Annotated in this window: 14 protein-coding genes and 1 pseudogene; 8 read left to right on the forward strand and 7 right to left on the reverse strand. The window is 65.9% G+C overall.

All coding sequences use genetic code 11. The annotated features are described in order from the left end of the window. Positions 1-179: 179 nt before the first annotated feature. The 3 genes and pseudogenes from ACSG06_RS18430 to ACSG06_RS18440 all read right to left on the reverse strand — a co-directional run bounded on the left by ACSG06_RS18430 (position 180) and on the right by ACSG06_RS18440 (position 2,701). On the reverse strand, positions 180-1,220 hold the full coding sequence (locus tag ACSG06_RS18430) for a sulfite exporter TauE/SafE family protein (protein ID WP_440991758.1): 1,041 nt from the start codon (positions 1,218-1,220) through the stop codon (positions 180-182). A gap of 59 nt (positions 1,221-1,279) precedes the next feature. Then, positions 1,280-1,426, reverse strand: a pseudogene (locus ACSG06_RS18435) (DUF7512 family protein); the annotation flags it as partial. Between the two features lie 222 nt (positions 1,427-1,648). Further along, positions 1,649-2,701, reverse strand: coding sequence for a pyridoxal-phosphate-dependent aminotransferase family protein (locus ACSG06_RS18440; RefSeq protein ID WP_440991759.1), 1,053 nt, complete (start codon positions 2,699-2,701; stop codon positions 1,649-1,651). Between the two features lie 106 nt (positions 2,702-2,807). Between ACSG06_RS18440 and ACSG06_RS18445 the strand changes: the two genes are divergently transcribed. The 4 genes from ACSG06_RS18445 (at position 2,808) to ACSG06_RS18460 (ending at position 6,893) form a co-directional block, all read left to right on the forward strand. Beyond that, the gene (locus tag ACSG06_RS18445; RefSeq protein WP_440991760.1) at positions 2,808-3,785 is read left to right on the forward strand and encodes an AIR synthase family protein; all 978 of its coding nucleotides are present in this window, start codon (positions 2,808-2,810) and stop codon (positions 3,783-3,785) included. A 272-nt stretch (positions 3,786-4,057) separates the two neighbouring features. Next, on the forward strand, positions 4,058-5,449 hold the full coding sequence (locus tag ACSG06_RS18450; RefSeq protein WP_440991761.1) for a hemolysin family protein: 1,392 nt from the start codon (positions 4,058-4,060) through the stop codon (positions 5,447-5,449). Between the two features lie 185 nt (positions 5,450-5,634). Continuing rightward, positions 5,635-6,507 (forward strand): universal stress protein, encoded by an 873-nt coding sequence (locus ACSG06_RS18455; RefSeq protein ID WP_440991762.1) that lies wholly within the window; start codon positions 5,635-5,637, stop codon positions 6,505-6,507. Positions 6,508-6,569: 62 nt separating this feature from the next. Continuing rightward, positions 6,570-6,893 carry a hypothetical protein gene (locus ACSG06_RS18460; RefSeq protein WP_440991763.1) on the forward strand — a complete coding sequence of 108 codons (324 nt, stop codon included), beginning with the start codon at positions 6,570-6,572 and terminating at the stop codon, positions 6,891-6,893. A gap of 1 nt (position 6,894) precedes the next feature. On the opposite strand, the gene ACSG06_RS18465 is transcribed toward ACSG06_RS18460, so the two are convergent. Both ACSG06_RS18465 and ACSG06_RS18470 read right to left on the reverse strand, forming a co-directional pair. Continuing rightward, positions 6,895-8,109: an inorganic phosphate transporter gene (locus ACSG06_RS18465; RefSeq protein ID WP_440991764.1), complete on the reverse strand. Its 1,215-nt coding sequence runs from the start codon at positions 8,107-8,109 to the stop codon at positions 6,895-6,897. Between the two features lie 957 nt (positions 8,110-9,066). Next, entirely contained in the window at positions 9,067-9,330 is a 264-nt protein-coding gene (locus ACSG06_RS18470; RefSeq protein ID WP_440991765.1) for a DUF7571 family protein, read from the reverse strand. A gap of 177 nt (positions 9,331-9,507) precedes the next feature. Here ACSG06_RS18470 and ACSG06_RS18475 point away from each other — a divergent pair, with 177 nt between their 5' ends. From ACSG06_RS18475 to ACSG06_RS18490, 4 genes are all read left to right on the forward strand, one after another. Then, positions 9,508-9,714 (forward strand): cold-shock protein, encoded by a 207-nt coding sequence (locus ACSG06_RS18475; protein ID WP_089735669.1) that lies wholly within the window; start codon positions 9,508-9,510, stop codon positions 9,712-9,714. Positions 9,715-10,033: 319 nt separating this feature from the next. Then, complete coding sequence (locus ACSG06_RS18480) at positions 10,034-10,897, forward strand: DUF5995 family protein (RefSeq protein WP_440991766.1); 864 nt, start codon at positions 10,034-10,036, stop codon at positions 10,895-10,897. Positions 10,898-11,007: 110 nt separating this feature from the next. Next, complete coding sequence (locus tag ACSG06_RS18485; RefSeq protein WP_440991767.1) at positions 11,008-11,736, forward strand: DUF4396 domain-containing protein; 729 nt, start codon at positions 11,008-11,010, stop codon at positions 11,734-11,736. 362 nt (positions 11,737-12,098) lie between these two features. After that, the gene (locus ACSG06_RS18490; RefSeq protein ID WP_440991768.1) at positions 12,099-12,269 is read left to right on the forward strand and encodes a hypothetical protein; all 171 of its coding nucleotides are present in this window, start codon (positions 12,099-12,101) and stop codon (positions 12,267-12,269) included. 69 nt (positions 12,270-12,338) lie between these two features. On the opposite strand, the gene ACSG06_RS18495 is transcribed toward ACSG06_RS18490, so the two are convergent. Together ACSG06_RS18495 and ACSG06_RS18500 are read right to left on the reverse strand one after the other, a co-directional pair. Then, a complete protein-coding gene (locus tag ACSG06_RS18495; RefSeq protein ID WP_440991769.1) occupies positions 12,339-13,001 on the reverse strand; it encodes a DUF2238 domain-containing protein in 663 nt (220 codons plus the stop codon). Then, positions 12,998-13,603 carry a hypothetical protein gene (locus ACSG06_RS18500; RefSeq protein ID WP_440991770.1) on the reverse strand — a complete coding sequence of 202 codons (606 nt, stop codon included), beginning with the start codon at positions 13,601-13,603 and terminating at the stop codon, positions 12,998-13,000. The genes ACSG06_RS18495 and ACSG06_RS18500 overlap by 4 nt, the downstream gene beginning before the upstream one ends. Positions 13,604-13,649 lie beyond the last annotated feature (46 nt).

The following is a 13,649-nucleotide window of genomic DNA, read 5'->3' on the forward strand; positions in this document are numbered from 1 at the left end:
TTACACTCACCGTTTGGGGACTGGGGACCTTATATCTTGTGTATACTGTGCAATACAGTGGATAGTGGTTTGGGAAAGAGGCCGCCAAAAATAGGCTAATCAGCCCGTTTAGATGCCACTATGGCGTGTTACGGTTGTGCCAGAATTGCAAAATTGGAGCAATACGGTTCCGGGTGCGGTCAGTCGCTGACCGACGTCGCAGGGGCGGACTCCGCCTCGTCCGCACGCAGCTCGTGGACGGCGCTGTAGGTCACCGCTCCGCTGACCAGAAGCGCAGCGCCGAGGATGATGATCAGGCTGACGGTGTCGAGGATGGGCATCTCGAGGACCCCACCGATCTCGCGGACTGCGACCGCGATGGCTCCGAGGAGCAGCATGACACCGAAGTACACCTTGATGTCCTCCTCCTCGACGAGGCTCGTCGCCGCCGCACCGAGGCGTGCACCGAGTGCACTCCCGGCGAGCAGCGGGACGACGATGCTCAGGTCGACCGCGCCCGACTGCGCGTAGAGGAAGCTCCCGAGACCGCCGGAGAAGACGATCTCGAACAGGTCCGTCCCGACCGCGACGGGGACGGGGACCCCGATGAGGTAGAACAGCGCGGGCATGCGGATGAACCCACCACCAACGCCGAGGAACCCGGAGAGGAGCCCGGTCGCGAACGCCACGGCCAGGATGAGCCACAGCGAGACCCGGACACCGCCACGGAGCTTCATCATCGGCGGCACGCGGTAGGACTGGATCTTCTTCGCGATGTCGGGGATGTCGTCCGCGTCGATCTCGCCATCGGCGTCGTGGTCGACACCACCGCCGCCGCCTCCCTTCAGCGCCTCGCGCGTGACGAACACGCCGATGCCGCCGAGCAGGAGGACGTAGGCGACGCTGACGACCGTGCCGGCGAGCCCGATGTGCTGCAGGTACTCCAGGCCGAGCTTCCCGACCTCGATGCCGGCCGTCGTCCCGGCGATCATCAGGATGCCGAGCTTGTAGTCGACCTGCCCGAGGTCACGGTGTTTCAACGTCGCGATGACGGAGGTCCCGAACACGAACGCCAGGCCGGAACCGACCGCGACGTTCGGCTCGTAGCCCATCACCAGCAGCGCGGGCGTCACGAGGAACGAGCCACCCATGCCGAAGAAGCCGAACAGGATGCCGATGAGGAGACCGAACCCGGTGAACAGCAGGAGCAGGTCGACGCCCACTCCCATCAGCTCCATCATTGGTCAGCACCCCCGGCGGAGGCCGAGCAACGGCGAAGCAGCAGGTCAGTGACCTTGCACTCCCCCGCGAGTACACGCCGGACTGCGCCACCCACCAGGGACTCGAGCGCCCCGTAACCGACGTACAGCAGGAGCGCCTCGAAGAGGACGATACCGACGAGTGCCGCCGCGAGCGCGTTGCCGCTGAGAGACTCAATACCTAGCATCTCTACTCACCCATCCGAACGGTCTTGTGTGGATATTGGATTTCTGCACGGTAGCTGGTAATCGAGCAGGGTAGATAACGGTTTTGGGATTATCGCACAATACTATATCGCCATAACCGACTCATACGTATGGATAAGTTATGGGTAGCTACACCCGTCAGTGGACGTAGGCTTCGGGTGAGAACGAGCTCGGGCCGTCCGCGCGGTGGACGCGGGCCGGACCTACGAGTCGAGTACAGTCGCCAGCGCGTCCATCACGCGGTCGACCTTCGCCTCGTCGGCGTTGTATCCCATGTGTCCGACCCGCAGGATGTCGCCCGCCAAGTCACCGAGGCCGGTCGCGAGGACGACGTCGTGCTCGGCTTCGAGCTCCCGCTGGACCGCGCCTGCCCGTCCGGGCAGGTGGAACGCCGTGACCGTCGGTGCGCTCCGTGATCCGTCCGGGTACAGCTCGAGCCCCAGTTCGGCCCCCCGTTCCCGACAGTGTGCGGCCACGCGCTCGTGACGCTCGTAGGCGGCCTCGAGTCCCTCGTCGAGCAGCATCGCGAGCGACTCGTCCAGCGCGGCCACGTTCGCCACCAGATGCGTGTACGGGAACATCTCGCTCGTGTCTCGCCAGGGGAGCAGGTTCGTGTACAGCGAGTCGGGGTCGCGCTCGGTCGCCACCTCCCACGCGCGGTCGCTGACGGCGACGGTCGTCAGACCGGGCGGGGAGCTGAACGCCTTCTGGGACGCACCGAGGTTGATGTCGATGTGCTCGCTGGGGACCGGCGTCCCCCCGAGCGAGGAGACCGCGTCGACGATCGTCAGGACCCCGTGGTCGTCGAGCAGTTCCAGCACCGGCTCGATGTCGTTGAGCGTCCCCGTGGGGGTCTCGCAGTGGACCATCGTCGCGGCCTCGAACGAACCGGCGTCGAGCGCGGCCTCGATACCCTCCAGGTCCAGCGGCTCCGTGTACTCGGTCCCGACGAGCGTCGGCTCTCCGTCGTAGCTCTCCACGAAGTCCGCGAAGCCGTCGCCGTACAGCCCGTTCGAGATGCACAGCACCTCGTCGCCGGGGGAGACGGTGGAGGCGATGGCGGCCTCGAGTCCGAGGATCCCCTCCCCGCCCATCACGATCACGTCGTCGTCGGTGCCGTAGACGCGCTGGAGCTTCCCGCAGACCTCGTCGTAGAGCTCGAAGAACGACTCCTCGACGTCCGGGTTCGGCATCGGGTCGCTCATCCGTTCGCGCACCCGCGGCGGAACCGCCGTCGGGCCGGGTGTCATCTGCATAGCCCGACGTTTCACGCGTGCGGGCTTAGCCGTGGGGGTCACCGATGGCGGCACAGCCGCCGGGGCGAAAGGAAGGCACAAGGGGACACCGGACACAGGAGAGGGCATGAGCAAACTCTCGCCCGACGCGCTCGAGCGCTTCATCTTCTCGCGCACGGGCGCGGCCAACGCGGACCTCCTGGCCGGCCCCGGCTATGGGGAGGACGCGGCCGCGGTCGCGACCGACGGTTCGACGATGGTCGTCAGCACGGACCCCATCTCGCTGGCCGCCGACCGCATCGGCACGCTGGGTGTGGCCATCGCGAGCAACGACGTCGCGGCCTGCGGCGGTATCCCCGAGTGGCTGGTCGCCACCATCTTCCTGCCCAGCGAGGACGAGCACCTGCTCGACGAGGTGACGAGGCAGCTCGACGACGAGGCGCGCCGCCTCGGCATCACCATCGTCGGTGGCCACACCGAGACGCTCGCCGCGCTCGACAGGCCGCTCCTGTCGCTCACCTGCATGGGCCCCACCGACCGCTACGTCCCGACCGCGGGTGCCGAGCCCGGCGACGCGGTGGTGCTCACGAAGGGCGCCGGAATCGAGGCGACCGCCGTGCTCGCGACCGACTTCCGCGACGAACTCGAAGCCGCCGGCGTCGACGGGGCGACCATCGACCGTGCAGCCACGTTCTTCGACGACATCAGCGTCCTCCCCGAGTCGGCGGTGCTGTCCGGGGCCGCGACCGCCATGCACGACCCGACCGAGGGCGGGGTGCTCAACGGCCTCGTCGAACTGGCCGGTGCCTCGGGCGTCCGCATCGACCTCGACCGCGAGCGGGTTCCGGTCAGTGCAGAGACGGAGGCCTGCTGTGGCGCCATGGACGTCGACCCGCTCCGCGTCCTCGGCTCGGGTGCCATGCTCGCGACGGTGCCCGACGACGAGGCCGAGGAGGTCGTCTCGACGCTCCACGAGGAGGGTATCGACGCGACCGTCGTCGCGACGGTCGAGGCTGCCCCCGACGCCGAGGACGTCGGCGTCGTCTGCGACGGCGAGCACCTCGTCGGCAGCGTCGACGACGAGATGTACGCACTCTGGGAGTGACCGTCCCCGGCCACACCTCTTCACCCGATGGGGATACCGACCTCCGGGTACCACGAGCTGCAGGGAGCGGTCCGGAGCCACGTCCCGCACAGCAGCCAGGGCGCGAGCTCGGCGGGGGCCCGACCCCCCTCGAGAAATGCAAATAGCTACATTCGAGAAAAAATTCGAGTACGAATGCACACAACCTATCCGATAAACTAACATCTTCTGTCCAACCTTCGAGATTTTGTTCCACAAGAGTTACTTTTTGGCTGTGGCAAGGTTCAGTACTGATGTCCCCATCCGTGCTCACGGTGGCGGCCGAGGCCTGTATCACGCTGTACACTGTGCCGGTACTCGGTGTCGAGCTGGGCCAGACGCAGGTCACCGCGATCGGTGTCGTCCTCATCGGATTGCTCCTCGTGGGGTCGGGGTTCTTCTCCTCGTCCGAGATCGCGCTGTTCTCCCTGCCGGCCCACCAGATCGACGCGATGGTCGAGGAGGGGAAACGCGGGGCGAAAGCGGTCAAGTCCCTCAAGGAGGACCCGCACCGGTTGCTCGTGACGATCCTCGTCGGGAACAACATGGTCAACATCACGATGTCGTCGGTCTCGACCACGCTCGTCGGCTACTACCTCGAACCGGGCGTGACGACGGTCCTCGTCTCGTCGCTCGGGATCACCTCGATGGTCCTGATATTCGGGGAGAGCGCACCCAAGTCCTACGCCGTCGAGAACACGGAGCTGCACGCACGCCGCGTCGCACGCGGGCTGAAGGTCGTCGAGAAGGTCCTGTGGCCACTCATCACCCTGTTCTACTACCTGACGTCGATTGTGAACAAGGTCACCGGCGGCAATGCGTCCATCGAGTCGACGTACGTCACCCGCGACGAGATCCGGAACATGATCAAGACCGGCGAGCGAGAGGGCATCCTGAACGAGGAGGAGCGCCAGATGCTCCAGCGTACGCTGCAGTTCACCGACGCCTCGGCCAAGGAGGTGATGACCCCCCGTCTCGACATGGAGACCATCGCCACGGACGCGACCGTCGACGAGGGCATCAGGAAGTGCATCCAGTCCGGCCACGCCCGGCTGCCGGTCTACGAGGGCTCGCTCGACACCGTGGTCGGCATCTTCGACATCCGCGACCTCGAGGATTCCACCTACGACGACGCAGCCGACCACGAGGTCGCCGACGTCGTGAACCCGACGCTCCACGTCCCCGAGTCGAAGAACGTCGACGAGCTCCTGACGGAGATGCGCGAGAACCGGCTGCACATGGTCATCGTCATCGACGAGTTCGGGGCCACGCAGGGGCTCATCACGATGGAGGACGTCCTCGAGGAGATCGTCGGGGAGATCCTGGTCGGTGACGAGGAGCACCCGTTCGAGTTCGTCGACGACGACACGGTCCTGGTGAACGGCTCGGTCAACATCGACGAGGTCAACGAGGCACTCGACATCGTCCTGCCGGAGGGCGAGGAGTTCGAGACCATCGCGGGGTTCATCTTCAACCGCGCCGGTCGCCTCGTCGAGCAGGGCGAAGAGTTCGAGTACGAGAACGTGACGCTGCGGGCCGAACAGGTGGAGGACACCCGCATCCAGAAGGTCCGCGTGAGCGTCGAACGCGACACCGTCGAACCCCTCGGGGACGACCCGGCGCTCACCGAGGACGAAACCGACTGACAGTCGGCGCCGGTTAGACGGTCCCTCTTCAGCGGGGCCTGTGGAGGAAGGGGAGCTTGGTCCGTGTCCGCGCGTGCGCTCGCACGTCGATGCCACGGCTCGACTATCCCGCGTACCGGCCGGGCCCCAGGTCTGTAGGTGAAAACGATTAGGAAGCAGACGACCGTACCCCCTCGTAGCGACTCATGTACGACACCATACTCCTCCCGTTCGACGGGAGCGACGACGCGGCAGGGGTGCTCCACCACGCCAGCGAGATCGCCCACTGGGCCGACGCCACCATCCAGTTGCTCTACGTCGCCGACACGACACGTGACAGCGTCACCGTCATCGAAGGCCAGACCGTCGACGTGCTCGAACGCGAGGGCGAGGACATCGTCGAGGACGGCGCGAAGACCCTGGAGACGCTGGGCGTGTCGTACGAGACCGACATCGTCCAGGGGAACCCCGCCCCGACCATCGTCGACTACGCCGAGCGGTACGACCACGACCTCATCGTGATGCCGACCCACGGGCGGGAGGGGCTCTCCCGGTACCTCGTCGGCAGCGTCTCCGAGAAGGTCGTCCGACTCTCCTCGACCCCCGTCCTCTCGGTCCGCATGCAGGACGACGAGACCCTGGAGTTCCCGTACGAGAACCTCCTCGTGCCGACGGACGGGAGCTCCGCCGCGACGTATGCGGCCGACCACCTCGTCGACCTCGCCGCGTCGCTCGATGCGACACTGCACGTCCTCTCGGTCGTCGACGACTCCGCACTCGGCCCGGACGTCAGGTCGACCGTCTCCGGGAAGGAGAGCGACCAGGCCGCGAACGAGGCCGTCGAGACCATCGTCTCGGCGGCCGAGGACCGAGGCGTGGCGGACGTCGTCACCCACGTGGAACACGGACGGCCCGACGAGCGCATCCTCGACTGCATCGAATCGAACGACATCCACGCCGTCGGGATGGGGACGACCGGCCGGCGCGGGACGGACCGTATCCTGCTCGGCAGCGTCGCGGAGAAGACCGTGCGTACGGCACCCGTCCCCGTGATGACCATCGCGGAACCGGAGGAATAGTGGCCGGGGCGACCGATTTCGACGTCCGTGGCTTTTACCCGCCTTCGGCAGCCAGATGAGCTATGGACCTTCAGGTCGGTGGGCTGGAAGATCTCGAGGAGCGAGTCGGGAGCGCCCTCGAACGAATCGGCGAACTGGAGGCAGGGACGCGAGTCGAGTCGGACGCCTTCTTCTCGGAGTCCTTCATGTGCAATCACACCGAGTTCGAGTCCTTCGCTGCGTTCTGTGCACAGAGCCCCTGGGCTCTCGACAACGTCTCCGACATCCGGAACGTCTCTCGTGACCGGCTCAACGAGTACATCGACAGCACGACCGAGTTCGAGACGTGGGAGGAGATGAAGACCCAGGCCGCGGAAACGGAGATTATCGATCAGATCGTCCCCTGAACTACGAGATGGGGAGCGCGCGAAGCGCGAGGTAGAGCACGTAGCTGATGACGCCCGCCCCCATCATCGAGCCGACCCACGAGCCGAGCGTGATGCCGATCTTCCGGGCCGAGACGCCACCCGAGTCCGCCGAGCTGGTGGCGAGCCCGCTCCCGACGATGCTCGCGATCATCACCTTGTTGAACGAGATAGGGATGCCCAGCACGATTGCGAGCTGGGCGATCAGGAACGCCGGGATGAGCGCCGCGATCGACCGCCGCGGGCCGAGCGATGCGTACTCGTTCGACACCGCCTGGACGAGTCGTGGGCCGCGGATCCAGGCCCCGAGCAGGATGCCGCCACCGCCGAGCGCGAGCAGGTAGAGGGACGGGAGCTCCAGATCCGTCTCGAAGACCGACTCCAGCGGCCCGGTCGCCAGCCCGACCTGCGTCCCACCGCTCGTGAACACGACGATCAGTCCCAGCACCACCAGGAACTGGTTGATACCTGCTGTCTCGTCACGTCGCAGCAGGGCGTACGTCCCGGCGAGTGCGACCAGACCGCTGACGACGCTCACCGCGACCATCCCGACCGTGTACGATCCGCCGACGGTCGTCGGGAGGAGCCCGTACGTAGTGGCGAGGTATCGAGCGACCGAGCCCTGTGCACCGTTCGCCGTCGGGATGACCGTGAGCTGGATGTTTGCCAGTGCGTAGCCGACGGCACCCCCGAGGAGGGGGATGCCGGTGGTCTCGGCGATGGACTCACTGCGGAGGCCCCGCGCCAGCCCGTACGCCAGGACCCCCTCGACGATGGGGATCGCGAACCAGAATCCGAGGATGACGACGTACTCGTGGACGGCGAACCCACCACCGAGGGCGATTCCGGCCCCGACCATCGCTCCCGTGACGGTGAACGCCGACGGAATCGGATAGCCGTAGGTGTTCCCGATCGTGATCAGCGTCGCCGCGGTCAACAGGGCTGCTGCCGCCGCCAGCGGCGTGATCGTCACCCCCGTGACGAGGTCCTTCCCGACGGTCTCGGAGATGCTTCCACCCTGGAGGATGGCGCCGAGGCCGGCGACGAGACCCACCAGCAGGGCCGCGCGGAGCACTGAGACAGCGTTCGCTCCGACCGCGGGGGCGACGGGAGCCGAGTTGCTGTTCGCTCCGACGGTGAACGACATGAACACCGCTGCCACCAGTGCGATCGCCAGGACGAGCGCTACCGATGCCATGCGTTCAGCTCGTCGTGCGGTGTTTCGGACATCCAGCGAACGAGACCGAGCCGCTCCGGTTCCGGTACCACATTCCTCCGAGAATCGTGGGAAGAGACGGATGAAACCATCGGAGTTCGGTGTATCGGCTGGGGCTCGACAAATCGTCTGGATACGTTACATGGGGCCGGCCCCGCGGATTCGAAAGACCTGGTTTTCCACGGAAGGCCACCAGCCGGAGACCGTGCAGCGACACGGAGACCATCGGCCCGTCGTGCGCCGGGAGCGACTCGTCGTCCAGACGAATCTCGAACCCGTCGATGTCGGTTGAACCAGGAGCGGTACGAGCCACCGCAGTCGAGACGCCCGAACAGCCCCTGGCCTCGTCGGTAGCACGACAAGCGGTGACAAACGAGGGATCTCCAGAGCCACATTGCCCATCGATTCCTCGGAGAACACGCTTCGCAGGCTTGCATAGCTCCGTGTCTCGATCTCGTGCAGCCACCCAATTTAATATCGCAATATACAGTTTATAAGTTCGGTATGAGACCGAATTCCGGCCATCTGGCGCTTGAGGGCGGGAAATACGACCGTGCAGCACGGAAAGCCATGTGGTCGCGATTAGTATAGTAATCACGACCAGATTTCCAGGGGTCCACGCCCTCGGTGACGCACGAAACCTGCAATCGCCACACGACGGCGTTTCTACCCGGGAGATCCGCTCGAAAACGCCTCGATGAACTCGGGACGTACGGGACCAAGAATCCAGTGACACGAGACAGTGGACCCTCCGAGACTGAGAGAGCCAGCCACGAGAACCGATCTTCGAAGCGGTTCTCCATCTGGTCTCGGCAGACTGTTCGTCGTCCCTGCTCCACTTCGGTCCCGTAGTCGCACCTGGCTCCGGTACTGCAGTTGTTCGGGAACCCGTCCTCGACCGGCTCTCTCGACGAAAAAGTGTTGGCGTACGACGACCGGTCAGGTCGACACGTGGTCCCGCGTCCAACCGGGGTCGTTCCCGGTGTGGTCGATGATGTCGGACCGACACGCCGGGCAGTAGTCGGGGGAGACGGTTTCGGGGACGTACACCGCGCCGCCACACTTCACGCACGCATCCACGTCGATCGTGACGCAGTCCGCACAGATGTTGAAGTCGTCAGCCGTGAGCTCGCGCAGGGGTTCGAGCTTTTTGTCCAGGAGATACTCGTCGATGACGGTCTGGCAGCTGTGGCACGGTTTCATTGCGATGCATGTCACCACTTGTGACGGCCCGGTATATACTTGTCTGCCGATGCAAGATACCCCGTCGGTTCGAGATGCGCGACGATTCGGACGATCGCCGGAGTCGTCTCTCGGAAAAAGCGTGGTAACGCTACCCTCGGAAGGCCTTTACCTCGTCCCGGTGAACATCTGTTCGTAATGGCAACCGGTAAAGTTGACTTCTTCAACGACACAGGCGGCTACGGCTTCATTTCGACCGACGACGACGCTGTTGACGACGACGAGGACGTGTTCTTCCACATGGAAGACGTCGGCGGCCCCGACCTCGAGGAGGGTCAGGAGGTCGAGTTCGACATCGAATCATCCCCCAAGGGACCCCGCGCATCGAACCTCACCCGCAAGTAACGAGTCAGTCCGCCTGTCGTTCGTCACGATAGTCGGCGTTCGTTTTTCAGACTGGTACCGAACCAGTCGACCATCCTGCAACGCAGCCCGTGGCTTCCACCGTTCTGGAGGCGGCGTGGTGGAGAGACATCCGCTCGCGCTCCGGGCCGTGACGAAGCGACCAGCCAGCAACGGGCAGCCACGCGCCAGCCACCGAGTAGCGACCCTGTCCCCTGGTCGACTGTTTTTTGCCCAGGGGACGAGAACGGAACCAGTACTGCCGATGGGGGGATACAGAAACACGGCCAGACTGGTCGGAGGGGCTGAACTCAGGGCGTTCGTGCGCGCGATACGTGGTGAGCCGGAGCGGTTCGACCCGCCCGGATCACCCGACCCGGAACTGGTGGACCCCGTCTATGGGGCCTTCGAGACGGTCCAGGATGCGACGCGACGTCTCGACACGCTGGAGTCACGGCTGCGAGAACGCGGGGACCGCCGAGCGGTGTTCCTGACCATCTACGTCCGGATGACCCGCGAGGTCCACGACGGCATCGAGACGGGTCGGTTCGCGGACCCGGCGTGGATGCGGCGCTACCTCGTCACGTTCGCGAACTACTACCGCCGGGCGTTCCTGGCCTTCGAGACGGGCGACGTCGCGGCCGTCCCGGACCCGTGGCGTGTCGCCTTCGGAGCCTCGATGCACGACGAGACGCTCGTCGTCCAGGATGCCTTCCTGGGGGTGAACGCGCACATCAACTACGACCTCGCGCTCGCGCTGGAGGACGTCGGACTGGACCCGAACCGCGAGCAGAAGTACGAGGACCACCTCGCCATCGACGAGATCCTCTCCGGACTGGTCGACGCACAGCAGGAGGCACTCGCGCAGGTCTACGCTGCTGGCGTCGAGGACGTCGACGCGCTGTTCGGCCGGTTCGACGAGTCGCTCACGCTACGCTCGATGACCGAAGGGCGCGCACAGGCGTGGCGCGTCGCGGTCGTCAGGACCGACGTCACGACCCCGCCCATCCCGGCGCTCGCGAGCTGGGTCCTGCAGACGACCGCCACCGGCGGCGCGCTGTTCGTCCTGAGTCCCCAGCTCGACCCAGCAGTCCTCGCCGGACTGCGGCGATTCGAACAGGCCGACACGTCGGTATCCACGATGCTGACCCGGATAGACGACCGACTGGCGGCCGAGGACGGGTGAGGGTACAGAGTTAGGCCGCGGGACGAACTTGCGTGAGGCCCTAGTCGCGACCGACGCTCGCGGTGGTCGGCAGATCGTTCCCGGCCATGCCTGCGACTCAAGCTCGAACCATGCAACTCGATGCACTCCTCCGCGACATCGAACACGCGCTCGCACCGGTCCGCCACGTGATGAGACCGCTGTTGTCGGACCCGCTCGTCATGGGGATCTGGGCGGTCCTCGTCGTCGTCTCCGTCGGGGTCCTGCTCTGGGACATCCGCGAACGCAACCAGGCGTTGCCCTCGCTCATGAAGGGGGTCTGGACGCTCGTCGTGCTCTACTCCGGCCCCTTCGGGCTGGGCGTCTACGCCTACGCCGGCAGGACCCAGATCAGCGACGACACCCTCTGGCGCCGAGGCCTCAGGTCGACGGCCCACTGCTACTCGGGCTGTGGGGCCGGCGAGGTCGTCGGGTTCGTGACCCTCGCAGGACTGCTGGCGCTGGAGAGCTCGCTGGTCATCACGGCCGGCACGTTCACCCTCGCGTACCTGTTCGGATACGCGCTCACCGTCGGCCCGTTGATGCAGGAGGGCGTCGGATTCGGCGAGGCGATGCTCGACGCACTCTACAGCGAGACCCCCAGCATCACCGTCATGGAGATAACCGCCATCGGCACGGACCTGCTCCTCGCCGGCGGCGCGCACATCGGCGACCTCCTGTTCTGGGGCGCGCTCGTGTTCTCCCTCTCCATCGGGTTCCTCGCCGCCTTCCCCGTGAATGCCGTGTTGGTCCATCTGGGCGTCAAGGAGGGGATGAAGAATCCGGCGGAGATGGCCCGGGACGCCGGGGCGACTGCCTGACTGACGCGAGAGCCCCGGCTTCGCCCCGGAGTTCGGGGCTACCGACAGCGACACTACATCAGTTGCCTGCCGTCGGTGCCGGGCGATCAGGACCACACCGTGCACAGCTCTGGCCACACACCCCGGTTCTCTGCGTGGCTCGGGCGGTCGACAGCCACGCCTGGTCTGTGGCGTCACGCGTTCTGCGTCCAGCCTGAAGCCCACCTCTCAACCGAGCGACGCTTCGACAGCCGAACTGGTCCTCGGTAACGTCCCCGTACCGTCGGTAGAGTAGGAAGTCGACGTGCCCCGATTCGAGGTAGCAGTCAGATGATACTGCGAGAAAGCACAGGTTTATACCTACGAACCTTCTTGCCATGGCAATGATTCGCTCACCCGAGGACGACACGGGCGCCACGACCAGGATCGACTGCGAGCTGACCGAGGGGTACAACGTCAAACCGGGGATCCACGTGTACGAGTACTGCCCGTTCTGTGGCCATCCAGCGATCGAGGGGGAGGGCCACGAGATCTCCATCGCGCTGCCCTCCTGACACCCGGCGGTGGCCAACCGCTTCGCGAGACTCGCCGCGCAGAGCCGGAGGCCCGGACAGAGGGCCGCATCACGGGGTTCTGGACCGGAGTCGGCCGAGCAGCTGGTCGGAGAGTCCGGTCAGGTGCGCCGTGCCGAAGAGTGCGACCAGGAGGCCACCGAGGGTGTTGTAGAACAGGTCGAGGATGGTGTCCTCGAGCCCGTACTGCGTGAGGACTTTCGGGATGCCGACCAGCTCGGCGACCACGGCGATGTAGAACTCGAGTAGCTCCCAGAGCACGCCGAACGCCATCACGAACACGAGCAGGTATACGAACGTGAACTTCGGGCCGAGGTCGACGTACTCGGTGTGCTCCTCGACCGCTCGCGTGACGGCGTAGCCCGCGCCAACGACGAGCGACGACGACAGCGCGTGTGTCATGTGGTCCCACCAGGTCGTCCCACGATAGGGGGTCATGAAGTCCAGCCCCGGGAGCGGGACCGTTCCGATGGCGTGGAGGAACATCGCGAGCGTGATCCAGAGGACGAGCGCGACGTCCATCGTGATGTCGAAGCGTCGCTCGAGGATGGCGGGCAGCTGGGTTACGAGCAGCCCGACCGCGGCGTTGACCACGATGCCGGGGTTCCCCATGAGCAGGCCGAGGACGAGGATGCCGACCATCAGCGCCTGGAGGACCCGAACGAGCCTGGCCAGCGTGTGCTTCGAGACGTGGAGCCGGCTGCGGACGCTCACTGGGAGACCACCCCCTCGCCGCCGACGGTCTCGCGGTTCGCGGCGAGGCGCCGACGGAAGTACGCCCAGAACAGTCCGCCGCCGACGAACCCGGCGAGCGTCGCAGCCGTGAACACGATCATGAGTTCGTCGTTCGTCTCGAGGAACGGCGTGCCGAGGTAGCGCGCCGAGGCTGCGGACCCGACCGCCCAGAAGCCCGCGGTCGCCAGCGTCGAGAGGACGACGAAGACGACGGCGAACCCGGGCGTCATCTGGACCGAGCCCGTCAGCTGCAGGGCGACGACGACCAGCATCCCGAGGGCGGCGATGCTGAGACCGGTGACGAAGTCACCGAAGAACCCCGGGGCGAGGACACCGCTCGCGAGCGGCAGCGCACTGACCAACAGGAGCGGCCAGGGGACCGTGTGGGTCCACGACCGGCTGACGAGGACCGGCGTGACCGCGACGAACGCGGCGACGGCGGCGAGTGCCATCCGGACGAACAACACGGCGAAGAAGGCCTGGACCGCGACCAGCACGAGGGCGGCGACGATCGTCCAGGTGATGACCGCGTTGACCCGACTGTCGCGCAGGAACCAGACCTCCTCGAGTCGTTGGCTCATCGTGGGTACTCCTGGGGGATGGGTACTACCGTCCCCAGTCCCCTGC

The organism is Haloarchaeobius baliensis, assembly GCF_052060055.1.
Lineage (GTDB): Archaea > Halobacteriota > Halobacteria > Halobacteriales > Natrialbaceae > Haloarchaeobius > Haloarchaeobius baliensis.